This window comes from Neisseria sp. P0009.S007 (assembly GCF_051962515.1).
Window position 1 is genome coordinate 1 of the sequence record NZ_JBQCVF010000880.1, and the last position, 465, is coordinate 465.

The window sequence follows — 465 nt, forward strand, 5'->3', positions numbered from 1 at the left end:
ATTTATAATAGTAGCACAATCTTTATTAAATATATATATAAATAAGACTATAAAACAAGATAAAGTTTCATTCGTTTGAAGAAAAAACAATAAATCCTTTCTTCAGCATCTTTAAGCAATATTCTTGGCTTACCTCGCCTTTTTAGCGGTATAATTTTAAGTTTTCCAGTACGGCTTTACGCCCTCAATATTGATTGTGAACAATACACGCTCCCCATTGCCTTATCTTGCAACGTCCATAAGCCTTATCCTGCTGATTCTGCTTTCCTTGTCATGGGAATTGTGGATCGCGCCATTGCGCGAAGGCGGCTCATGGCTGGCACTGAAAGCACTGCCGCTGTGCCTGCCGTTGACCGGCATTTTGAAAAAACGCATCTACACTTATCAATACAGCTCCATGCTGATTCTGATTTACTTTGCCGAAGCCTGTATGCGCCTGGCTGACACAGCCGTCGCCAGCCGGAT

At 41.9% G+C, this 465-nt stretch carries 1 protein-coding gene; it reads left to right on the forward strand.

The window, feature by feature from the left end; genetic code table 11:
• Positions 1 to 196: 196 nt before the first annotated feature.
• Positions 197 to 465 (forward strand): DUF2069 domain-containing protein (locus tag ACTHS3_RS16910; RefSeq protein ID WP_440368628.1); only part of this gene is annotated, 269 nt, incomplete at its 3' end.